The organism is Marinomonas algae (assembly GCF_047525555.1).
Classification (GTDB): Bacteria; Pseudomonadota; Gammaproteobacteria; order Pseudomonadales; family Marinomonadaceae; genus Marinomonas.
This window is the reverse complement of sequence record NZ_JBLIXK010000012.1, coordinates 80193-98525: the sequence shown is the minus strand read 5'-3', so window position 1 is coordinate 98525 and position 18333 is coordinate 80193. Positions and strand designations below refer to the sequence as shown.

The following is an 18333-nucleotide window of genomic DNA, read 5'->3' as shown; positions in this document are numbered from 1 at the left end:
CCCTGAAATATAATAAATATATTTCGGGGTATTTCTATTTCAACACAAAAACAACGCACCAAAACAAGACAATAAGTAAGAAACAAAAATACAGTAAAAACAAATACTTAAAAACACACATCGCACAACAAGAGTGCACAAAAACACAAAAAGCACCAAAACAGACCGACAAAAATCTCAAGTAAAACCAGAAAAATTTAATTAAAAAAAACTAAAACCTTTTAAAAACAAACAGATCAAAAATAAAAACAAAAATCATAAGAAAACAAATAAAATGGCATATTAAATGCTTATATAAAATAAGACATTTTTTGTCTTTTCTCACATTTATATTAAAAATATTGTTCTCTATTAAAGGAAACAAGATAAGCCCCATGAAATTACTATCAAAGATCGTTAATAACCTGGAAAGCTACCTTTGTAGAGCCTTGTTGTCCGCATTTGTAACGCTTCTTTTTGCTCAAATCATCTCCCGCGAGGTATTTGGCTACTCCATTACTTGGAGTGAAGAATTGTCTGTTTACATGTTCGTTTGGTTCGTTTTTCTTGGCTCTAGCTATGCCGCCAAATTAGCAGCACACAACCGCGTTACATTCCAATACAAATGGCTCCCTCACAAACTAAAGGTGACTTGTGAGCTACTGTCGGACTTGGCTTGGATTGGGTTTAACTGCTACTTCATCATCATCAGTTATGACTTCGTGTTTAACCGTATGAATTTATTTTGGAAGTCACAAACTCTTGGCATTCCAATGAAGTACATCTATCTCATTCTCCCTATTGCCTTTACCTTAATGACAATACGCATCCTTCAAGTAAATTATTTGAAGTTTGTGAAAGGCATAGACACTGTTGACCCTGAAGCCAAAGAAGTGAACGAACTTATGCAGGAAACTGAAGAAACTGGACAAGAAGCAAACAAGGAGAAGGGACTATGAGTGAATCCTCCATTGTTTTAACCCTATTTGGCTCCTTTCTATTATTACTCGTGTTAGGCGCCCCTGTTATGGCTTCACTTGGTGTTGCCGCACTCGTCTCCTTTTTATACTTAGACGAGAACCCAATTAAGCTAGTACAAATTGCCTTTAACTCTGTTGGCTCATTCCCTTTGATGGCCCTGCCTGCCTTTATTTTAGCGGGCGCTCTTATGGAAGCATCAGGCATATCAAAACGCTTAGTAAATCTTGCAGAAAGCTTTGCAGGTCCCGTCACTGGTGGTATGTCAGCCGCTGCGATTTTGGCTTGTATGTTTTTTGGTGCTATTTCTGGCTCAGGTCCAGCGACAACCGCCGCTGTTGGCATGTTGATGATTCCAGCTATGGTGAAAAGAGGTTACGACAAAGGCTACGCCTCTGCTGTTACAGCCTCTTCCGGCGGCTTAGGTATTGTTATTCCCCCTTCTATTCCTATGGTTATTTTTGGCATTTCAGCGCTAGGCATGACAGTTCCATTAGACGCGATTGCAAAGCATGGTGAATTCCAAAGTATCTCTATTCCGAAACTCTTCATTGCTGGCTTTTTACCCGGCGTTGTTATGGCTGTGAGTTTAATGACTTTAAACTACATCCAATGTCGTCGTTATGGTTATAAAGGAACAGGAGAAGGTTGGTCTGTTGATCAAATACGCAAAGCTATTCGCTCAGGAGTATGGTCAATACTCGCTCCTCTCGTCATTCTTGGTGGTATTTATTCAGGATTGTTCACACCAACAGAGTCTGCGATTGTTGCGATTTTCTATACGCTTTTCATCGGAATTTTCGTACACAAAGAACTTAAATGGAAAGACCTAGCACACTGCTTAGAAACCACAACATGGATTTCTGGCCGCGTCCTGCTAATTCTGTTTACAGCAACAGCCTTTGGTCGAATCTTAGTAGAGAATCAAATTCCCGCTATCATTGCAGATTCAATGCTGAGCGTGACAGATAATCTCTATCTTATTTGGTTGCTACTCATTGGATTCTTGCTGTTTGTTGGTATGTTTATGGAAACTCTAGCGGCCATCATGATATTGACACCTGTGTTATTACCAGTCACTTACACCCTTGGTATTGACCCAGTACACTTCGGTATTGTTATGGTCTGTAGCTTATCAATTGGCTTCTCTACGCCACCATTGGGTGAGAATCTATTTGTCGCATCTGGTATATCCAAAACGCCATTAGAAGAGGTAACAGCAAAAGCCTTACCATTCGCCCTTATGTCCACTATTGCCGTTATATTAGTGGCTTACATTCCAGCGATATCACTTACTTTACCTAGACTACTAGGCTATTAATCCCATTAAAAAAGCCAACGCTATCTGCTTGAAGATAGCGTTGGCTTTTTGTTATTTGCGTCTCTATTTGAGTATTTCAGAAAAACTTACACCTTCCAATCACTTACCAAACTGATCAATAACCTTGCTTAGCGCCTTAATGCCCGGCTCAATCTTGTTCATATCAATAGCAGAAAAACCTAGACGAAATAAATGCGAAGGCGGATTTGGAGTGGAAAAATGCACCGCTCCTGGTTCGATCAATATGCTATTTTTGGCGGCTTCTTGAGACAACTCTTCTGTACAAACATTCTCATTTGCAGTCAACCAGAAAGACGTCACACCTTTTCTTGAATGATCACCTGCAAAAGACTCTGGCAGGTACTTATCAATTGACTCAATCATCACGCTTTCTTTTTTAGAATAAATGACACGTAATTTTTTCAAATAAGCATCGTAATGCCCCAAAGATAAAAACAAAGCTAAATAGCGCTGATTATTCATTGGCGGATGACGATACATTAGTTTTCTTAATGAGCGCACTTCTTTGATAAGTTGCTCATCTGCCACCATGTAACCCATTCTAAGACCTGGAGAAATAGACTTCGACATACTACCGATATAGATTACACGGTTGCTTTTATCTAGCGCTTTCAAGGAAGGTAAAGGGTTTTCTCTTGTGCTGATTTCTGAATCGTAATCATCTTCAATGATAATAAAGTCATTTTCATCTGCCATCTTCAGTAGAGCATGTCTGCGCTCTTCAATCAGCTCAGCTCCCGTTGGCACCTGACTACTTGGCGTAATGTATAAGTAATCACTTTTCTTTAAATTATCGTCAACCAGAATGCCAGATGAGTCCACCGGCTGATAATGTATATTGCTATCAAACAATGAGAAAATATTTACTGCATCTCTGAAACCTGGGTCTTCAATCGTCACATTCGATCTATTATTACAGAGCAAATTCGCTAATAAATATAAAGAGTTCTGTGTGCCCAGCGTAAATAAAATTTCCTGAGGCTCCGCGTATATACCTCGTCTAGGAAGGATTCGAGTACGTATTTGGTCAATCAACATAGGATCATCAGAATCAACCATGTCGTTGATCCAATATTTATTCCAATGTCCACTCATACTTTTTCTGACTGAATCTCTCCAAAGGTCGATTGGAAACACGTCTTTTTGAATCTGTCCGTAGATGAATGGATACTCAAAGTCCTGCCAATTGCTTGGTTTAACGATGTTTCTTTTATTGCTTGATTGACGAATAAAGCGACTGGACCAGTCTGGTAGGAAAACAGAATCCTCTAAATTTTGAGATTCCAATACCTCTGGTTTTAAGAAGTTATCTGAGACGAAATAGCCCCTTCGAGATCGTGACTCAATATAGCCACTGTCGACCAGACTTTCATAGATTAAAATAATAGTATTTCTTGAAACGCCCAGCATCTGAGACAGATTACGAGATGATGGCAATGGATCATTAGAAGAAAGCTTTCCACTAAGGATGAGATTCACCAGATATTCTCGAATCTGTTCCTGTAGAGTTCTACCTGAATCGAATTCAATATGAAAAATATGTTCGTTCAATTTTCTTCAACTTCAGCGAAATAAAATGCATTTTAGCATACTTAAGGGCATATTTCCTGACTTGTTTAACGAAGTTAACCAGTAAATTTAAACAAAAAAAGCAGGCAAAATCTTTTGATTTTCATTCCCGAATGCATGTCTGACTTAAAAAAGAAAAGGAGAATCAGACACAAAAAAGCCGAACACTGGGTTCGGCTTTTTTGCATCTTATAAAAAGAGTGGTAGGACTAAGCAGATTCGAACTGCTGACCTCATCCATGTCAAGGATGCGCTCTAACCAACTGAGCTATAGTCCTAAAAAAGTGTTGGCTATTATACGCAGAGGGTTAGTTTTGACAAGCCCTCGATAGTACTTTTTGACACCTTTGTTTCAAATAGATTACTCATTGGTTGGGATGAGTAATTCATGCCCTATTACTTCGTCAATCAGGTCATAAGGCACCTTGTATTTTTTTCCTTTGAATTTCACAAGCGCATGGTCGTAGCACATTTCGATAACAGTGCAATTCACAATAACACCGTTGTCGATGACTCGGACTATGTTGTAATTTCTTAAAGTAATTGCCATGCCTACTTCCTAAACTCGTTTATGATTCGCCTACATCTTTTAGCTTTTTCTGAAGCTGACGTATTTGGTCTCGATAACCTGCTGCCAACTCAAACTTAAGCTCTTCCGATGCCAACATCATTTCTTTCTGCAGTTGAACCATAGCTTTACGAACTTGAGCCACGTCTTCCATGCTTTCCACTTGGTAATCTTTCGCGGTTTCAGCCACTTTCTTAGTTTTATTACCACGCTTACCCGCTCCAGGGTTGTAAGCCCCTTCCATGATGTCTTCAACCGATTTAGTGATACCTTTAGGTGTAATACCATGTTCTTTGTTATGGGCGATTTGTTTTTCTCGACGACGATCTGTTTCACTTATCGCACGTTCCATGGAACCTGTTATGCGATCAGCATAAAGAATGGCTTTACCATTTACGTTACGAGCAGCACGACCGATTGTCTGAATCAAAGACTTTTCAGAGCGCAAGAAACCTTCTTTATCCGCATCTAAAATAGCAACAAGACTCACTTCTGGAATATCCAAACCTTCCCGCAGCAAGTTGATCCCCACCAACACATCAAACTCGCCCAAACGAAGGTCTCGGATGATTTCAACCCGTTCAACCGTGTCGATATCTGAATGTAAATAGCGAACTCGGATTCCATGCTCGTTCAGGTAGTCACTTAAGTCTTCTGCCATACGCTTGGTTAAAGTAGTGACCAAAACGCGTTCACCTACTGGCAATCTAAGGTTAATTTCAGACAGTAAATCATCGACTTGCGTTGCGACAGATCGAACTTCTAGAATAGGATCAATCAATCCTGTCGGTCTAACAATTTGCTCTACAACCCAGTCTTGATGCTCTTCTTCGTACTTTCCAGGTGTCGCTGATACAAAAATAGTTTGCGGTTTAATTTGCTCCCACTCTTCAAATCGCATTGGTCGATTATCTAGCGCAGAAGGCAAGCGAAAGCCATATTCCACAAGGTTTTCTTTACGCGATCGGTCACCCTTGTACATGGCACCAATCTGCGAAACGGTCACATGGGATTCATCGATGACTAACAGTGCATTCGGGGGCAAATAATCAAATAGCGTTGGCGGTGGTGCCCCTTCTTCTCGGCCAGACAAATAACGAGAGTAGTTCTCTATTCCAGAGCAATACCCTAACTCTTGCATCATCTCTAAATCGTAGCGAGTACGTTGCTCAAGACGTTGTAATTCAACCAATTTGTTTAGCGATTTTAACTGCTCTAAACGCTCGTCTAACTCAACTTTAATGCGTTCTATAGCTCCCTCTACTGTTTCTCTTGGTGTCACGTAGTGGGTTTTCGGGTATATAGTCAAACGAGGGACTTTGCGAATTGTCTTATTGGTAAGCGGATCAATCATCGATAAGTTTTCGATTTCATCGTCAAACAATTCGATGCGAACCGCTATGTCTTCAGAATCAGCAGGAAAAACTTCAATCACATCGCCTCGTACGCGAAAGTTACCGCGCTCTAGTACCAAATCATTTCGGCTATATTGCAACTCAGCTAAGCGACGCAATATGTCTCTTTGATCAATGCGATCACCACGATCTAGGTGAAGCATCATTTTCAAATAGGATTGAGGATCACCCAAACCATAAATTGCCGAAACTGTCGCGACGATAATAACGTCTTCTCGTTCAAGCAAAGCTTTCGTAGCAGACAAGCGCATTTGCTCTATATGTTCATTTACCGACGCGTCTTTTTCGATAAAAGTATCCGAAGCGGCAACATAAGCTTCAGGCTGATAATAATCGTAATAGGAAACAAAGTATTCCACCGCGTTGTGTGGAAAGAATTCCTTGAACTCTCCATAAAGCTGAGCCGCCAAGGTCTTATTATGAGCCATAACAATGGTTGGGCGTTTTACCTGAGAAATCACATTGGCGACGGTGTAAGTTTTACCAGAGCCCGTTACACCTAATAAGGTTTGATGAGCTAAACCGGCTTCAACACCTTGAACCAACTTTTCTATGGCTTTTGGCTGATCGCCTGCGGGAGAGTATGGTGAGACAACTTGAAACTCTTGCGACACGGATTTTTCCTAAGCTTTAAATTGACTTCACAGAATAGCAAATCTTACAACGTGCGTCTGACTTTTAAGCAAGATTCGTAAAGAATAAAAATTCAACTTTACCTGATCCGCCCTTCTATATACCATAACGATCTAAGTTTATAACAAATATAAAATATGGTCGGCGTTGACTCGCTCATCTTCAACATAGCGTAGACACAATGAAACTAAACAAGCTTCTTCCAGCCCTTGATTGGCTTAAAACCTACAGCAAAACTGATTTCCAGCAAGATACTGTCTCAAGTATCGTTTTTACGATTATGGTGATACCGCAAAGTTTAGCTTATGCCATGCTGGCTGGATTACCTGCTGTTACTGGTTTATACGCCAGTATTTTGCCTTCTATCTTATATTCTCTATTTGGCACAAGCCGAATATTAGCCGTTGGCCCAGTGGCACTAACATCCGTTATGACGGCATCTGTCATAATGCCTTTTGCCGTATCAGGCACGGAACAATACGCCACAGTCGCTATTTTATTAGCTTTATTATCTGGTGTATTTTTACTGGTTTTAAGCCTGCTGCGATTAGGTTTTTTAACCAACCTATTAAGCCATCCGGTTATTTCAGGCTTTATTAGCGCATCCACACTTCTCATCGTCATTGGGCAAATTAAGTATTTACTTGGTATTCAATCAGAAGGTGACACACTCATCCCTTTGGCCACCAGCTTATTTGCTCATATTACAGATATAAACATGCCAACGTTTATATTAAGTGTCGTCTCTATTTCGGCGCTATTATTTGTAAGACGCAATTTCGCTCGCTTTTTAAAATACATTGGATGTTCCGCAAAGACCGTTCAGCTATTTGGCAAATCTGGTCCTGTCATTATCGTTGCTATCGCCACTGTAAGCGTCGCAGTTCTGTCTCTGGATCAACATGGTGTGAGCATCGTGGGTGCTGTTCCTAGTGAAATACCGAGCATTAACCCAGAATTAATTGACCTAGAGATGATATGGCAGCTTTTGCCAGGGGCATTTTTAATCACTATTGTGGGCTTTATCGGATCCGTTTCTGTTGCGCAATCTTTTGCCGCAAAACGTCGTCAAGATATTAATCCAAACCAAGAATTAGTTGGGCTTGGACTGGCTAATATCGGCTCTGCTTTATCGGGTGCTTTTCCGGTTACTGGCGGCTTCTCACGTACTGTTCTCAATGCCGATTGTGGGGCTAAAAACCCAATGACGGGCATTTTTTCTGCTGTTTTCATTTTGCTAATTTTGCTGTTCTTAACGCCATTGTTTTTCTATTTGCCTAAGGCTATTTTGGCGGCCATCATTTCTATTTCCATGATGCAATTGGTGAACTTAGAAGATTTGCGGTACTTGTGGCGCTTTTCTCGTAAGGAAGCAATTTTATTATTGGTGACCTTTTTCATTGTACTAATAGATGGAATGCAGTCTGGCTTAATTGTCGGTGTTATTTTGTCCCTATTGTTTTTCCTGTGGCACACTAGCCACCCACATATTGCCATTGTTGGACGACTTCCCGGGACAGAGCATTTTAGAAATGTTCAGCGCTTCTCTGTAGAAACTCACCCAAGCATTCTCACAGTTCGTATTGATGAAAACTTATTTTTCGCCAACGCAAGATCTCTTGAAGAAAGGCTGCAAGGACTTGTGTCTCAAAATGAAGAAATCAAACACCTTGTATTAATGTGCACAGCCATCAATATGATCGATGCCAGTGCCCTACAAAGTTTAGAAAAAATTGCTGATCGCTTAAATGACGCTGGAGTGAAGCTTCACTTATCAGAAGTGAAAGGCCCAGTTATAGACAAGCTCGAAGGCTCAGACTTAATCAAAAATCTCAGCGGCAAAGTCTTTATTACTCAGCACCAAGCCATAAAAGAATTAGAAGAAAAACAAGCTAATACTTAAATTAGCTTGTTTTATCGGTCATATAAAAAGCAAAGATTACTCTGAGCTCTTTTCATTTCCTATCTGCAACAACGCTTTATTACGTTCTAGTAAAGCGTTGCCAATTCCCTTCACATTGGACAACTCTTCAATAGAACTAAAGTCGCCATTAGCTTCTCGATAAGCCACAATGGCTTCTGCTTTTTTCTCGCCGACACCCGACATAACAGCCGCCAGCTGTGCTGCTGTAGCGGTATTTATGTCTAAAGGCGTCGCAGCAAAAAGAGAAAAAGGTGTCAGGGCCAGAGAAAATACAAGCAGGGAACGGGAAATACCTACGCGGAGCATACGTGTTAGATTCATCATAAATTCCTTTTCAGATTCGTCTTTCGAAAGATGGCATCTTGCCAATAAAAAACCACTTAGTCTTTTTCATAAAAAGCGCTAAGTGGTTTTAGAGTAGAATCTTTTTTCTAAGACATCAATAGTCAATGAAAATATTTACAGCACGATACCTAAGTCAGAATTGGCTTGTGTCAAAACTGCAATTGGGTCTGCAGCTTGAGTGATAGGACGCCCCATAACAAGATAATGACTACCAGCAGCCATTGCTTCAGCAGGCGTCATAATACGCTTCTGATCTCCTTGATCAGAGCCAGTTGGGCGAATTCCCGGCGTCACTAAAACAAAGTCTTTACCAAGATCAGTAGAAAGCATGCTCGACTCCTGAGCAGAACAAACTACACCGTCCATACCAGATGATTTAGCTAAAGTGGCCAAACGCTTCACATGTTGCTCTGGCGTTCCATCAATACCAATTTCCATAAGATCAGATTGATCCATGCTAGTCAGGACAGTAACGGCAATCAATAACGTGTTCTGATCTGGTAATTGTTGCAATGCATTCGCAGACGCTTCCATCATACGACGACCACCAGAAGCATGAACATTGACCATCCAAACCCCCGCTTTAGCAGCAACGCTAACAGCATTCGCAACTGTGTTTGGAATATCGTGGAATTTTAAATCAAGGAAAATATCAAAGCCCAATTTATGAAGCTCATCTAAGATCACAGGTCCCGCTGTAGTAAATAACTCTTTACCTACTTTCACTCGGCACTGATTAGGGTCAAGTCGTTTTGCCATTTCAATAGATTGCGCCATAGTTGGAAAATCTAAGGCTACGACTATAGGTGATTGACAGCTCATTCAGTGTCCTCTTTTTAATGTTTTAATTAATCTGTACAAGAAATTACTCGCCTTCTAGGCCGTGGATAGGTTTCACCGTTCCCCAGCTTTTACAGCTTGGACATTGCCAGTGAAGTTGGTGCCCGGGGAAACCACATTGACGGCACTGGTATTTATGTTTTGCTTGAATAAGCTGATCGATCAACTCAAAAAGAACAACCAAATGTTGTTGGTTATAACCTTGTGAATCGGCTAATTGCAGATTGATCAGCTCTTTAAACCCTTTAATTGTTGGGTGCGCTCTAAGCTGTTCTACCAAAAACATTTCAGCGTAATCTTTGTCTGTTTCCATATAATGCTGAACCAGCGCCATAATAAGCGCTGTTGTTGGTCGTTTTTGATTTTGTTCTTGCAGGAATTTTATATAGCCACTGCCGCCCCAAATATTTTGATAACACTCTTTTAACTTGGGGATAATCAATGACATAAACTCTGGATCTTGTTCCGCCGCATGCTTTAGCTCTTTAATCGCATCACGATAACGACGCTGACTATTCAATACATCAGCAGCGCCAATGCTGGCACGAACACAAGTAGAGTCTACTTCTAACGCCCATTTGTAATGCTGGAAAGCTGTTTTCCATTGCTCTTTATTTTGCTGCTCTTGCGCTAGCTCACAATGGAAGTGCGCTAATCGTTTAATTTCTTTTTTGATTGGCGTTTCTTTGATTAATTCGGTGCCTATTTGAATGGCTTTATCCCAACTTTGCTCGAACTCATAGAGATCTACTAGCAAAGTCAAAATCTTTGGGTGGAACTCGCTTTTTCGAGATGTCGAAGCCATGTTGAGAAGCAAACGCCCTGCTCGGTCCAACAAACCAGCGGACATAAAATCGCTGGCCAATTCTAATTGCACCATACGCATTTCACGCGGAGAGATTTCAGGACGAGCAAGAAGGCTTTGATGAATATGAATGGCTTTTTGGATTTCACCTTTTTTACGGAACAAATTCCCTAAGGTGAGATGAATATCAAAGGTATCTGAATTAACTTCTAATGAATCGACAAAAGCATCTATCGCTTCTGAATGCTGATCATTCAATAAATGATTCAGACCACGAAAGTAGTCGGTAGGAATACTTTGACTGACCTGCTTAGTTTTTTTCGCAGAGTTCTTACGCCCCATTGACCAACCAACGAAAAGGGCAATGAAGAGAACCAAAAACAACCCAATTTCGGTCAACTCAATCACCTCTTCTCAACAGACAGCTCTTTGGTGATAGAGGCCTTATGCAGAGCATCAATTTCTTGACGCGCTTTTTCATATCTTCGAGTTAATACCTTAATCTCTCGTTCACTGCGTAAGTAGTTCACCGAGCTGGCCAGTAGGGCCACGCAGGCGCCAAACATGAAAGATAAAATAACGTACAGAGCCACGCTCAGCTCTGGTGCTTTCCAAAAAACAAGATCAAGACTAATAAGTTGCGGATTACGGATGGCAAAAAACATTCCTACGACGAGGAAGAAGACAACAAGAATAATGTAGATAACTCTTTTCAGCCATTTAAGCATAAAACCACCTACCAAAAATATAATGGCTACATTATGCCGTGATAGCTCAAAAATTTCGAGAGATTAGAAGTAAATTAGTTAAGTTCATTCATCTCATCATCAGATGAATTAACCAATTCTCTTAATTCTTTCCCTGGTTTGAAATGAGGAACATATTTCGCGTTCAACTCTACAGACTCACCAGTTTTAGGGTTTCTACCTATTCTAGGAGCGCGATAATGAAGAGAAAAACTACCGAAACCTCGTATTTCGATGCGTTCACCATTCGCCAAAGAATCGGACATATGCTCTAGCATCGCCTTAATAGATTGCTCTACATCCTTTACAGGCAAATGAGATTGCTGATCTATTAGCAGCTCTATCAGCTCAGATTTTGTCATTACTGTCCTCGCGACTATATTTTGATCACACTGTAAGACTAGCTAAATTCAGAAAGAAAGCAATAACTTAACACGTTTAAGCTGCATTTTTTACGTATTTTCTTAACGAAGAATAGCGAATATCATAAAAGGAAGCCTTCCATAACTAGCATAGAAGCAATCTAGCTTTTATAATAGCGCCCATATTTACCACATTGGAAGAAATAATAATGAGCTATAGTAAAATTCCAGCGGGCAAAGATGCTCCAAATGACATCAACGTAATCATCGAAATCCCAGCACAAGCAAACCCTGTCAAATATGAAATTGATAAAGACATGGACGCGCTTATTGTTGACCGCTTTATGACAGCACCAATGTTTTACCCAGCTAACTACGGCTATGTAAATAACACATTAGCTGACGACGGCGACCCAGTTGACGTATTGGTTATCACTCCTCATCCAGTTGTTGCAGGTTCTGTTATTCGTTGTCGTCCTGTTGGCGTATTAAATATGTCAGACGAAGCTGGTATGGATGCAAAATTGGTTGCCGTTCCTCATGAAAAGCTAAGTAAAGAATACGGTCACATTCAAGATGTGAACGACATTCCTCAATTACTACGTGACCAAATCGAGCATTTCTTCGAGAACTACAAAACACTTGAAAAAGGTAAGTGGGTAAAAGTTGACGGTTGGGCAAGTGCTGACGAAGCACGTAAAGCGATCGTTGAAGGTATCGAAGCTTACAACGCTCAATAAAATAACAGATCATTTTCTTGTTATTTGAAGACATAAAAAAACCGATCTTATGATCGGTTTTTTTATGTCTCATTTCAGTTTCTCGACTTACATCGAAAACTTACTCTAAAGAATCCAAGAAACGCTCCGCGTCTAACGCAGCCATACAACCCGTTCCAGCTGATGTAATAGCTTGACGATAAATATGATCGCTCACATCACCGGCAGCAAAAACTCCTTTCACACTGGTTTGAGTCGCATTACCTTCAGAACCAGACTGAACTTTTAAGTAACCATCTTTCATTTCCAATTGACCTTGGAAAATGTCTGTATTCGGCTTATGACCAATGGCAACAAAAACACCAGCAAGTGAAATTTCTTTCTTCTCGCCTGTTTCATTATTTTTAATACGAATACCTGTCACACCAGATGCATCACCAAGCACTTCATCCAACTCAGAGTGCCATTCGATCTTCACGTTACCGTTTTTCGCTTTTTCTAACAATTTATCCGACAAGATCTTCTCTGAACGGAATTTGTCGCGACGGTGAATTACTGTCACTGTTTTAGCAATGTTAGACAAATAAAGCGCTTCTTCAACCGCTGTATTACCACCACCAATAACTGCAACATCTTGGTTACGGTAGAAGAAACCATCACAAGTAGCACAAGCAGAAACGCCTTGTCCCATAAAGTTCGCTTCACTTTCTAGACCAAGGTATTGAGCACTTGCACCTGTTGAAATAATCAAAGAATCACAAGTATAAACACCCGCATCACCTTCTAAGCGAAAGGGTCTGTTTTCTAAATCTACTTTGTTGATATGATCAAAAACGATTTCTGTCTCAAAACGTTCAGCGTGTTTACGCATACGATCCATCAACTCAGGACCTTGTACACCTTGGTCATCTCCAGGCCAGTTATCAACGTCTGTTGTTGTCGTCAACTGACCACCTTGTTGCATACCTGTAATCATCACCGGATTAAGGTTGGCGCGTGCCGCATAAACCGCTGCTGTATAACCTGCCGGGCCAGAACCTAAAATCATTAATTTAGCGTGTTTAACATCGCTCATGTTATTACTCCTGAAAATGAGAGTGCGGCATCAACTATTATGTACCGCTTAAAAATTTGTATGAATTCTAATGAAAATCTGATGACATTCTTAGCAAAAATTATTAATTACTAACATAGGGGCTTTCTATCGCTTTTCAACCGAACAAGCCAAGCATTTTGGGTTTCTTGTAAGACGCATCTCGCGCCAACTCCCTTCAAAACCATCAAATAACTTTAATACGCCATGTTTCACTTCGCCGCATTTGCTGACTACCTTCAACGCTTCCAAAGCTTGAAAAACGCCTAACATACCAACGACTGGCGCTACTATACCACTTTCATTACAACTCAATTGTTGATCTGATAAGGAAGGATAAAGACATTCATAACAAAGGGAGGATTGCTGGTGATACAAAAAGCTCACCAACTGCCCTTCCCAACGAATGGCGGCGGCACTTACTAAAGGCTTTTTATGCTGCAAACAAGCTCGATTAATCGCTTGCCTTGTCGTGAAATTATCGGTGCAATCTAATACAACATCAGCCTTCATGACTTCGTTAGATAAGGCTTCTCCTGATAGCTTCTGATCTATCGTACGTATTTTCGCCGCCGAGTTTTTCTTTAGAATTTGCTCTTTTGCTGCGGCGACTTTATTCAGCCCTATCTGACTTTCATCATAAAGCACTTGGCGTGGCAAGTTGCTACTTTCTAACTGATCGCCATCCGCCAACACTAAGCTTCCAACGCCAGATGTCGCTAAATAAGTGGCCGCCACATTACCCAATCCACCTAATCCGATGATTAAAACGCTGGCCCCAGAAAGCGCTAACTGCCCTTCTACGTCAAAATTGGACAACAATAACTGTCGACTGTAACGATCTAGTTCTAATTCGTTCATGCACACCTTACTTTATTTTTCGTCATTTCTGCCCGATCGTTCCATTCTTTGATAAACTCAACAGATTACCTATGACCACCGACCATGAGCATCTAAATGAAGTTTCCCGGCAAACGCAAACTTAAACATTATTTCCCAGTATCTCAACCAAAACCCATTTTACCTACTCACGAAGTAAAACCTGACAAAGATACTTATATTGTTGGTTTAGATGAAACCATTGTTGATGTGGTTGCTAATGTTACTGATCAATTTCTGGAAAACTTTAATATTCAAAAAGGCCTTTCGAACCTTGTTGATGCGGACACCGCTTCTGCGATTTATCGAGAGCTGACGAACCAAGGCTGTATTTCTGACCATTTTGCTGGCGGCACCATTGGTAACACAATCCATAACTACTCAGTGCTTGCTGATGATAAATCTGTTTTATTGGGCGTTATGTCAGCCAACATCACTCTAGGCTCACCAGCTTATCACTATATTTGTCACACCAGCAGCAAAGTTGATATGAACCATTTACAGGGCGTATCTGGCGATATCGGTCGCGGCATCACCTTAATTACCCCAGACGGTGAGAGAACCTTTGCAATCGCTCCAGGCGATATGGATGACTTAGACGAAGACCACATTCCAGAAAACATTATTGCAGGCAGTGCTGCGCTCGTTACTTGTGCATATCCATTGCGACACCAAGGTAAGCCAATCAAGCAAGCCATGATTCAAGCATTAAAATATGCTCATAATCATCATGTGCCAACCGTGCTAACCCTAGGCACAAAGCATGTAGTGGACGAGCACAAAGAAGAACTGCTTGAACTTATCAAAAACTACGTCAACGTATTAGCGATGAATGAGCTGGAAGCAGAAGCACTCACAGGCTTTTCAGACCCACTTCAAGCCGCTGATGCCATACTAGATCATGTTGACATTGTGCTCCTGACAGCAGGACCTGATGGCATGTATTTATGCGGTCACACAGATGACGAACAAAAACGCGAAACAAGCAATCCCATAAAATCCGGCAGCTTAGCGGATTTCAATCGCTGGGAGTTTAGTCGCCCTATGCTACGAAATACTTGTAAGAAACCAATTAAAGTCTTTTCTCACATTGACCCTTACATGGGCGGGCCTGAGAAAATACGCAATACAAACGGCGCTGGAGATGGTGCTTTGTCTGCGTTGTTACATGACATTTCAGCAAATCACTTTCATAAGGAAACCATCCCGAATTCCAGCAAACACTCGGCACCCTTTTTGACTTATTCATCCTTTGCTCAGATTTGTAAATACTCAAACCGAGTTAGCTACGAGATTCTGGTACAAAACGCATCACGCTTATCCCGTGGTTTACCAGAAAGGGAAGACAGCCTAGAAGAAGCCTATTGGGAAAAATAACGTCTTACGCACTAAGTCGTACAACTTTATTCAGAACATAAAAAAACCATGCCACGGCATGGTTTTTTTATGTTGAAGATACTGAGTTCTTAAAACAAGTATTAAGACATTGCTTCAATACCAAGTGCTTCATTACGCTCAAACATACGATCAAGCTCAAGCAGAATAACCAACTCTTCTTCTTTTTGGTAAACACCTTGAATGAATTTCAAAGCTTCGTCATTACCAACACTTGGGCTCTGCTCAATCTCATTTTGGTACAGATAAAATACTTCTTGAACAGCATCAACAAGCAAACCAATTTGTTCGCCATCGTGTTCAATAATGATGATTCGAGTTTCATCTGTAATAGTACATTCTGGTAAGCTGAAACGAACACGCGTATCAACCACAGTAACGACATTACCACGTAAATTAACGATACCTAGCACATAAGAAGGCGCACCTGGCACAGGGGCAATTTCACTATAGCGAAGCACCTCTTTAATCTGCATGACGTTGATCCCATAGGTCTCGTCAATCAGTTTAAACGTCAGATACTGTAACAACTCACCTTTTTGCGATTCTGCTAAGGCTTTCCCATTTTCTTTAATAGGCGCTAATTCAGACATGGCTCACATCCGTATTCAATTTGTTTAGAATAATGTAGAACTCATCACGTGCTTTGTCTAGTTTAAAACGCACTATGACGAGTCTACGAGTACTAATTCTCTAATAATTAACTGTCTTGCTGGATACCAACAATCGTCCAGTTACTATTCGCATTTACCATGTTTTTCTCTAAGTGCCAGATCTCATTCGTATCAGATGTTTCATCACCTTCTTTGATCCAACCAGAGAATTGCAGGGAAATAGATGCTGTAGAGCCAACAATTTCTCCACGAACAATCTCAACCATTAACGAAACAACTTCTGTGCGCGGCTTATCGTCGCCATAAGAAGCTCGTTCTGTTACCAACAAGTTGTAAAGTTCTGGGCTAACATAATCTAGAATCTCATCAAAATTATTGTCATCCCATGCTTTTTGCAAGGTGATGTAATGGTCTTTCGCTTCTTTAACAAAGCTTTGCTCATTAAAGCCTGGTGGCAATTGGATTTCTGGCTGACCACCAAAACCACTGATTCCACCCATAGGAGAAGGCTGAGAGTTACCGCCCATTTGGCCCGGCATCTCACGGAACATACCATTTCCAGCGGCCTGCTCAGCAGCACGACGTTTTGGCGCGATGAAAAACTTATAAACGAGGAAGCCAATCAAAGCGAACAACAAGATGTCACCGAAAGAAATACCTTCAAAAGCGCCACCCATTAGGCTTGCAAACAGACCACCAACCAGTAATCCACCCAATAAACCGCCGCCTAGACCACCTAAGAAACCTGATTTTTTCGTAGTAGATGCAGCTCCAGTTGTGGCAGCAGATGACGTTTTAGACTTTGAGATAGAAAAGCTTTTACCAAAACTTTTACCACCACCGAACTTTTTAGCTTGGACATCGGCACTGTAACCACCGGCACCTATCGCTAAAACAAACGCCATAAACATGGCAAATACGGTTGTTCTCACAAAACTCTCCTTTAAATTTTATTATTTGAAGTTCACTAAACCTACAGCATTACGCAGATCTGCAATCATTGCTCGCGCACGAGCTCTGGCTTTTTCTGCACCTGCTTGTAATACGTCTTCCACATGAGAAGGGTTTGCCATTAGTTCTAAATATTTTTCTCTTGGCTCACTAAGTTGACCGTTTACTAAAGCAAAAAGTTCCTTTTTCGCCTCTCCCCATGCAATCCCATCAGCAAACTTCTGACGCATTTCTGCAATTTGTTCAGGTGTAGCAAAGGACTTATAAACATCAAAAACAACAGAGTCATCTGGATCTTTCGCTTCACCAGGCTCCAAAAGGTTGGTTTTGATTTTATTAATGCCTTTCTGCAATTTCTTCTCTGTATCAAATAACGGAATCGTATTGTTGTAGCTCTTACTCATCTTACGACCGTCTAAGCCTTTAAGAATCGAACCTTCTTCACCAACAACCGCTTCAGGCAATACAAAATGTTCACCAAATAGGTGATTAAAACGACCTGCAATATCTCGAGCCATTTCAATATGTTGAATTTGATCTCGGCCCACAGGCACTTTATGAGCGTTAAACGCCAAAATATCCGCAGCCATTAGAACTGGATAGCAGAACAAGCCCATGGTAATACCAAAATCTGGGTCTTGATCATTGGCTAAATTTTCGTCCACAGCGCCTTTATAAGCATGCGCTCTGTTCATCAAACCTTTGGCTGTTACACAAGTTAGCAACCAATTTAATTCCGCTATTTCAGGAATATCAGACTGACGATAAAAAGTCGCCTTGTCTGTATCTAATCCACAAGCTAGCCATGTTGCAGCAATTTCTAATCGAGATTGTTTTACGCGCTCTGGATCTTGGCATTTGATCAAAGCGTGGTAATCGGCAAGAAAGAAATACGACTCTGTATTTTCTTGACGACTTGCTTCTATTGCAGGACGAATTGCCCCTACATAATTACCTAAGTGAGGCGTTCCTGTTGTGGTAACACCCGTTAAAACAATTTCTTTTGCCATTACTGCTCTTCTCTCTTTAAAAGACGACATTAATATCGGTGCTTACCCTATCACAAAAGTATTAAAGCAAGAACGACTCTAAATAATATTTAATGTAATGTTTTTCTAACGATTCAAAGACTTACTCGTTATCTTTTAATGGGGGTTAATAGTGCAATATCAAGTT

General features: G+C 40.8%; 18 protein-coding genes and 1 tRNA gene. 5 read left to right on the top strand and 14 right to left on the bottom strand.

From position 1 onward, the window contains the following. The first annotated feature begins 374 nt into the window (after nucleotides 1-374). Both ACMUMQ_RS14195 and ACMUMQ_RS14190 read left to right on the top strand, forming a co-directional pair. Complete coding sequence (locus ACMUMQ_RS14195) at nucleotides 375-938, top strand: TRAP transporter small permease (RefSeq protein WP_414682619.1); 564 nt, start codon at nucleotides 375-377, stop codon at nucleotides 936-938. Beyond that, nucleotides 935-2278 carry a TRAP transporter large permease gene (locus ACMUMQ_RS14190; protein ID WP_414682618.1) on the top strand — a complete coding sequence of 448 codons (1344 nt, stop codon included), beginning with the start codon at nucleotides 935-937 and terminating at the stop codon, nucleotides 2276-2278. The genes ACMUMQ_RS14195 and ACMUMQ_RS14190 overlap by 4 nt, the downstream gene beginning before the upstream one ends. Before the next feature lie 99 nt (nucleotides 2279-2377). Here ACMUMQ_RS14190 and pdxR read toward each other — a convergent pair whose 3' ends face one another. The 4 genes from pdxR to uvrB form a co-directional block, all read right to left on the bottom strand. Next, nucleotides 2378-3850: a MocR-like pyridoxine biosynthesis transcription factor PdxR gene (gene pdxR, locus ACMUMQ_RS14185; RefSeq protein WP_414682617.1), complete on the bottom strand. Its 1473-nt coding sequence runs from the start codon at nucleotides 3848-3850 to the stop codon at nucleotides 2378-2380. Between the two features lie 219 nt (nucleotides 3851-4069). Continuing rightward, nucleotides 4070-4146 (bottom strand) — tRNA-Val (locus ACMUMQ_RS14180). Between the two features lie 83 nt (nucleotides 4147-4229). Beyond that, complete coding sequence (locus ACMUMQ_RS14175; protein WP_414682616.1) at nucleotides 4230-4418, bottom strand: hypothetical protein; 189 nt, start codon at nucleotides 4416-4418, stop codon at nucleotides 4230-4232. Between the two features lie 19 nt (nucleotides 4419-4437). Continuing rightward, a complete protein-coding gene (uvrB, locus tag ACMUMQ_RS14170) occupies nucleotides 4438-6465 on the bottom strand; it encodes an excinuclease ABC subunit UvrB (RefSeq protein ID WP_414682615.1) in 2028 nt (675 codons plus the stop codon). A gap of 200 nt (nucleotides 6466-6665) precedes the next feature. Between uvrB and sulP the strand changes: the two genes are divergently transcribed. Further along, entirely contained in the window at nucleotides 6666-8387 is a 1722-nt protein-coding gene (gene sulP, locus ACMUMQ_RS14165; protein WP_414682614.1) for a SulP family inorganic anion transporter, read from the top strand. Nucleotides 8388-8423: 36 nt separating this feature from the next. On the opposite strand, the gene ACMUMQ_RS14160 is transcribed toward sulP, so the two are convergent. The 5 genes from ACMUMQ_RS14160 to ihfB form a co-directional block, all read right to left on the bottom strand. Next, the gene (locus tag ACMUMQ_RS14160) at nucleotides 8424-8732 is read right to left on the bottom strand and encodes a ComEA family DNA-binding protein (RefSeq protein WP_414682613.1); all 309 of its coding nucleotides are present in this window, start codon (nucleotides 8730-8732) and stop codon (nucleotides 8424-8426) included. 135 nt (nucleotides 8733-8867) lie between these two features. Further along, entirely contained in the window at nucleotides 8868-9575 is a 708-nt protein-coding gene (gene pyrF / locus ACMUMQ_RS14155) for an orotidine-5'-phosphate decarboxylase (RefSeq protein WP_414682612.1), read from the bottom strand. A 43-nt stretch (nucleotides 9576-9618) separates the two neighbouring features. Continuing rightward, a complete protein-coding gene (gene lapB, locus ACMUMQ_RS14150; protein WP_414682611.1) occupies nucleotides 9619-10806 on the bottom strand; it encodes a lipopolysaccharide assembly protein LapB in 1188 nt (395 codons plus the stop codon). Beyond that, a complete protein-coding gene (locus ACMUMQ_RS14145; RefSeq protein WP_414682610.1) occupies nucleotides 10803-11126 on the bottom strand; it encodes a lipopolysaccharide assembly protein LapA domain-containing protein in 324 nt (107 codons plus the stop codon). The genes lapB and ACMUMQ_RS14145 overlap by 4 nt, the downstream gene beginning before the upstream one ends. A gap of 74 nt (nucleotides 11127-11200) precedes the next feature. After that, nucleotides 11201-11506, bottom strand: a complete 306-nt coding sequence (gene ihfB, locus ACMUMQ_RS14140) for an integration host factor subunit beta (protein ID WP_414682609.1) — start codon at nucleotides 11504-11506, stop codon at nucleotides 11201-11203. 209 nt (nucleotides 11507-11715) lie between these two features. Here ihfB and ppa point away from each other — a divergent pair, with 209 nt between their 5' ends. Beyond that, nucleotides 11716-12246: an inorganic diphosphatase gene (gene ppa / locus ACMUMQ_RS14135; protein WP_317004760.1), complete on the top strand. Its 531-nt coding sequence runs from the start codon at nucleotides 11716-11718 to the stop codon at nucleotides 12244-12246. A 100-nt stretch (nucleotides 12247-12346) separates the two neighbouring features. Here the strand turns inward: ppa and trxB are convergent, their stop codons facing one another. Continuing rightward, complete coding sequence (trxB, locus tag ACMUMQ_RS14130) at nucleotides 12347-13300, bottom strand: thioredoxin-disulfide reductase (RefSeq protein WP_414682608.1); 954 nt, start codon at nucleotides 13298-13300, stop codon at nucleotides 12347-12349. A 126-nt stretch (nucleotides 13301-13426) separates the two neighbouring features. Beyond that, the gene (locus tag ACMUMQ_RS14125) at nucleotides 13427-14179 is read right to left on the bottom strand and encodes a HesA/MoeB/ThiF family protein (protein WP_414682607.1); all 753 of its coding nucleotides are present in this window, start codon (nucleotides 14177-14179) and stop codon (nucleotides 13427-13429) included. Nucleotides 14180-14275: 96 nt separating this feature from the next. On the opposite strand from ACMUMQ_RS14125, the gene ACMUMQ_RS14120 reads away from it, so the two are divergent. Next, complete coding sequence (locus ACMUMQ_RS14120; RefSeq protein ID WP_414682606.1) at nucleotides 14276-15574, top strand: inosine/guanosine kinase; 1299 nt, start codon at nucleotides 14276-14278, stop codon at nucleotides 15572-15574. A gap of 101 nt (nucleotides 15575-15675) precedes the next feature. On the opposite strand, the gene ACMUMQ_RS14115 is transcribed toward ACMUMQ_RS14120, so the two are convergent. From ACMUMQ_RS14115 to ACMUMQ_RS14105, 3 genes are all read right to left on the bottom strand, one after another. Beyond that, nucleotides 15676-16185, bottom strand: a complete 510-nt coding sequence (locus ACMUMQ_RS14115) for a chemotaxis protein CheW (protein ID WP_317004763.1) — start codon at nucleotides 16183-16185, stop codon at nucleotides 15676-15678. Nucleotides 16186-16292: 107 nt separating this feature from the next. After that, nucleotides 16293-17138, bottom strand: coding sequence for a Tim44 domain-containing protein (locus ACMUMQ_RS14110; protein WP_317004764.1), 846 nt, complete (start codon nucleotides 17136-17138; stop codon nucleotides 16293-16295). A gap of 21 nt (nucleotides 17139-17159) precedes the next feature. Continuing rightward, nucleotides 17160-18167 carry a tryptophan--tRNA ligase gene (locus ACMUMQ_RS14105; RefSeq protein WP_414682605.1) on the bottom strand — a complete coding sequence of 336 codons (1008 nt, stop codon included), beginning with the start codon at nucleotides 18165-18167 and terminating at the stop codon, nucleotides 17160-17162. Nucleotides 18168-18333 lie beyond the last annotated feature (166 nt).